General features: G+C 55.0%; 5 protein-coding genes and 1 tRNA gene. All 6 read right to left on the bottom strand.

Translation table 11 applies throughout. The features are described 5' to 3' along the window. A partial coding sequence (gene rpmI, locus ACWVCN_RS01140) for a 50S ribosomal protein L35 (RefSeq protein ID WP_455243667.1) occupies positions 1-179 on the bottom strand: 179 nt, incomplete at its 3' end. Between the two features lie 44 nt (positions 180-223). Beyond that, positions 224-721 carry a translation initiation factor IF-3 gene (infC, locus tag ACWVCN_RS01135; RefSeq protein ID WP_455243666.1) on the bottom strand — a complete coding sequence of 166 codons (498 nt, stop codon included), beginning with the start codon at positions 719-721 and terminating at the stop codon, positions 224-226. Between the two features lie 22 nt (positions 722-743). Then, positions 744-2,684, bottom strand: a complete 1,941-nt coding sequence (gene thrS, locus ACWVCN_RS01130; protein WP_455243665.1) for a threonine--tRNA ligase — start codon at positions 2,682-2,684, stop codon at positions 744-746. 179 nt (positions 2,685-2,863) lie between these two features. After that, positions 2,864-2,938, bottom strand: a tRNA-Val gene (locus ACWVCN_RS01125). Between the two features lie 135 nt (positions 2,939-3,073). Further along, entirely contained in the window at positions 3,074-3,349 is a 276-nt protein-coding gene (locus tag ACWVCN_RS01120) for an HU family DNA-binding protein (RefSeq protein WP_455243664.1), read from the bottom strand. A 99-nt stretch (positions 3,350-3,448) separates the two neighbouring features. Beyond that, a partial coding sequence (locus tag ACWVCN_RS01115; protein ID WP_455243663.1) for a helix-turn-helix domain-containing protein occupies positions 3,449-4,086 on the bottom strand: 638 nt, incomplete at its 5' end.

The raw sequence follows: 4,086 nt of genomic DNA, 5'->3' as shown, positions 1-4,086 counted from the left end.
CGGCCTAATGCGGCGGTCTTGGTGTCAGAGACGACCACCGAGCCGCTCAAACGCCGCTTCCGTTCCCGATTCTTGCTGGTAAGGATATGCCGCTTTCCGGCTTTCTTCCTCGTGAACTTTCCCGATCCGGTCTTGTGGAACCGTTTGCTGGCTCCGCTGTGCGACTTCGTCTTCATCATCCGGCATCCTTTTGTTAAACGTTCAGATACTCCAACCTTACCTGCTAACTTTTCGGGGCGACGATCATGATCAGGTTGCGCCCTTCCATGCGCGGCGAATACTCGATCGTTCCAACCTCCGACAATTCGGCAATTACTGAATTCATTACTGACCGCCCCATTTCCTGATTGGCCATTTCACGTCCCCGATAGGTCAGGGTTACCTTGGTCTTGTTGCCCTCCTCTAAGAATGCCTTAATCTGGCGAATCTTGATCTCCAGGTCATGCTTATCGGTTCGCGGACGCAACTTGATTTCTTTGACCTGGGTCGATTTCTGGTGGCGCCGGCTCTGGTGGTCCTTTTTGCTCAGTTCGTACTTGTACTTCCCGTAGTCCATGATGCGGCAGACGGGAGGGACCGACGTCGGGGCGACTTCCACCAGATCATAGCCGCTTTCTTGGGCCTGACGGTAGGCCTCTGGCGTCGGGAGAATACCCAGTTGTTCTCCTTCCGGACCGATGACTCGAACCTCGCGCACTCGAATTTCGCGGTTTACGCGCAGTTTGGGGACGATAGGCCACCTCTCATGCTGTTATTGTGGGTGAAAGTTGATGTCCGGCCCTGTTGGTTTCGGTCCGGAGTAGTTCCATCGCACCGGCGACGGTCATGGTTCCAAGATTCGCGCCGCTCCTGCCCCGTACGGACAGGCTGCCGCTTTGTACTTCCCGGTCGCCGACCACGAACATGAATGGAATCTTGGCTTTCTCCGCTTCACGAATCTTCAAACCGATCTTCTCGTTTCGGAGATCCGCTTCGACACGGAACCCTGCCACCTTCATCTCGGCGACTACATTGGCGACGAACTCCCGCTGGTTGTCCGTAATCGCCATGACGACTGCCTGCACCGGCGCCAACCACGTCGGGAAGGCCCCGCCGTAGTGTTCGATCAGAATACCAAAGAACCGCTCGATTGATCCCATCAATGCTCGATGAATCATAATCGGCTGATGGGCCTTACCGTCTTCTCCGATGTAGCTCAGTTCGAATCGCTCCGGATTGTTGAAATCTACCTGGACGGTCGAGCATTGCCATGAGCGGCCTAGGGCATCTTTGATCTTGATGTCGATCTTTGGGCCGTAAAATGCCCCCCCTCCCGGGTCGAGGTGGAAGTTGATGTTTCTGCTCTTAAGGGCTGCCTCCAAAGCGCTGGTTGCTAAAGTCCAGTGTTCGTCCGACCCGACGGACTCCTGTGGTCTGGTCGAGAGAAATACCTCGAACTCATTGAAGTCGAAAGTTTTCAATATGAAAAAGGTGAAGTCCAGCACCCGACTGACTTCGGTCTCCATCTGATCGGGCCGGCAAAATATGTGGGCATCGTCCTGCGTGAATCCGCGGACGCGCATGAGGCCATGCAGGACGCCGGTGCGTTCGTATCGATAGACAGTCCCGAGTTCGCCGTAGCGAATAGGAAGATCTCTATAGCTCCGGAGACGGGACTTGTAAATCATGATGTGGTACGGACAGTTCATCGGCTTGAGCTGATATTCACTGCCCTCCAGCTTCATGGAAGCGAACATGTTTTCACGGTAGTAGTCGACATGTCCGCTGGTTTTCCAGAGATCGAGTCGCGCAACATGAGGCGAATAGACCAGCTCGTAGCCGTCCTTAATGTGCTGTTCACGCCAGAAGTTCTCAATGAGAAGCCGGATCGCGGCTCCTTTGGGATGCCAGAGGACGAGACCGGGGCCGATTTCGTCCTGAACGGAAATGAGGTCCAATTCCTTTCCCACTTTCCGATGGTCACGGCGCTTGATTTCTTCCAACCGGTCCAGGTGAGCCTTCAGTTCCTCTTTCGTCGGGAACGACGTCCCATAGATCCGCTGGAGCATTGGATTGCGTTCGTCTCCGCGCCAGTAGGCACCAGCAGTGGTCAGGAGTTTAAACGCGCCGACATGTCCTGTCGTCGGCAGGTGCGGACCGCGGCACAGATCTACAAAGTCACCCTGCTCATAGGCGGAAATCAGTTCTCCTTCCGGTAAGCCCTCGATCAACTCCACCTTGTACTGTTCGCCGCGGGCCTTGAAAAAATCGATCGCTTCTTCCTTGGTGAATTCCCGTCTGCTGATCTTGAGCTTGCGTTTCGCAATCTCGACCGCGCGAGCCTCGATCTTCTCAAGATCCTCAGGGGTAAAGGGGCGGTCGTATGCAAAGTCGTAGTAGAAACTGTCTTCGAGCGCCGGACCGATCGTCAGTTGCGCAGACGGGTAAAGCTCTTTCACCGCCTGTGCCATGAGGTGGGTGCTGCTATGCCGATAGACTTCTCGACCTTCCGCGCTGTCGAAACGAAGGGGTTCGATCGTCGCATCTTCGGTTACGACGGTCGAAAGATCCGTAGGTTGTCCGTTGACGGAGGCGGCAAGCAGATCCGGACCGGTGGAGATTCCTCCGGCTGCGAGGGCTTGGACTACAGTCTGACCCTTCGGAACTTCATACGTTGTCCCGTTCTTGAGCGTTACCTTCGGCACGAAATTCTAACGTCCTTCATGTTGACGAGAGATCCATATAGACAGCAGTGCCTTTCCCGCGCATCGCGCACCCAGATCTACCTCTGCTCCAGGCAGAACAGTATCCGCCAATCTATCTATTGGATGCCAAAACATAAAAGGCACCCCGACCGCTTAAACGGCCAGATGCCCCGGTAGGATGGTAGGCGCGGACGGTCTTGAACCGTCGACCTCTACCGTGTCAAGGTAGCGCTCTCCCCCTGAGCTACGCGCCTATCGTCCGAAAGCGCATGCTAATATAGGCCTGACCAGGGTGTCAAGAAACGCGGGAAAGAGGAGGAAGCGTCCCCCAAGGCCGGTACGCCACCCCCTCTTGTTATGAGAACGCCCGATGCGATGACCCGGCTGGGTTATCGGATGGCCGATTTCAAAGATTTGCCGGCCGAGAATTTCGGAACCTTCGCAGCGGGTATCCGCAAGGTTTCCCCGGTGCGGGGATTACGACCCATCCGCGCCTTCCGTTTGGAGATCGTGAAGGTGCCAAAATTGACGAGAGACACCCGCTGTCCCTTCTTCAGCGAGGTGGTAACCGCACCTGTAAAGGCCTCAAGCGCATTCCCCGCAGCTACCTTCGTGATACCGGCGGATGCGGACATTTTGGCAATCAATTCTTCTTTCGTCATCATCTCCTCCTATCGGCTGTGAAGGTTAAGAACTAGAATCCCTCAACTCGAAGACACCCACAACATATCTTGGACCGACGGGCTTGCGTTACCGCATCGCTTCTAGACGTCACGGACCCGCTGAGCCTTTGTGCGCTTAACAGGGATGCGCAATTCCTGAATTTTTTTCCTGAGAGTATTGCGGTTCAGGCCGAGTAATTCGGCAGCTTGTATCTGGTTTCCCTTGGTTTCTTGAAGAGCGCGGGCGATCAGCGGACGCTCGATGGCGGAAATCAGGATTGGATGCAAATTTCTCCCCGAGCCGTTATGCATTCCTTTGACGAAATCTCCCATCTTCCACTCTACATAGTCCTCAAGGGATAAGGGAGCTTCCTTGTTAGCAGGCACTCCCTTGGTGCGAGCCAAGGCCTGCATGAACTTGGACGCACGCTTCAGAGCGGGTCGTGACCCGGTGATGACTAAACTATGCGAACAGTCTACGTTGGCAGGGATTGCAGCAGCTCCGTCATGTGCTCCCGGCTTCGACTCGACAATCACGGCGTCGAAGGTGCGTTTGGCTGCCTCGCGCGAAAAGGAGGCGGCATCCTTCGCCGTTGTCATGGTTGCATCTTTGAAGACTTGTTTGAACTGTGTTTGGATGTCCGGATCGCCGCTGAGCAAAAGAATGCTGAAGACCGAAGAAGAAAGCGTCATGAAGATTTCACCAGAAGAAGAGGGTCGGATTATTGCCCAGAGCGGAT

It is taken from the genome of Petrachloros mirabilis (genome assembly GCF_975968855.1).
Note: the sequence above shows the minus strand (reverse complement) of the source record. Positions and strands in the feature narration are given on the sequence as shown.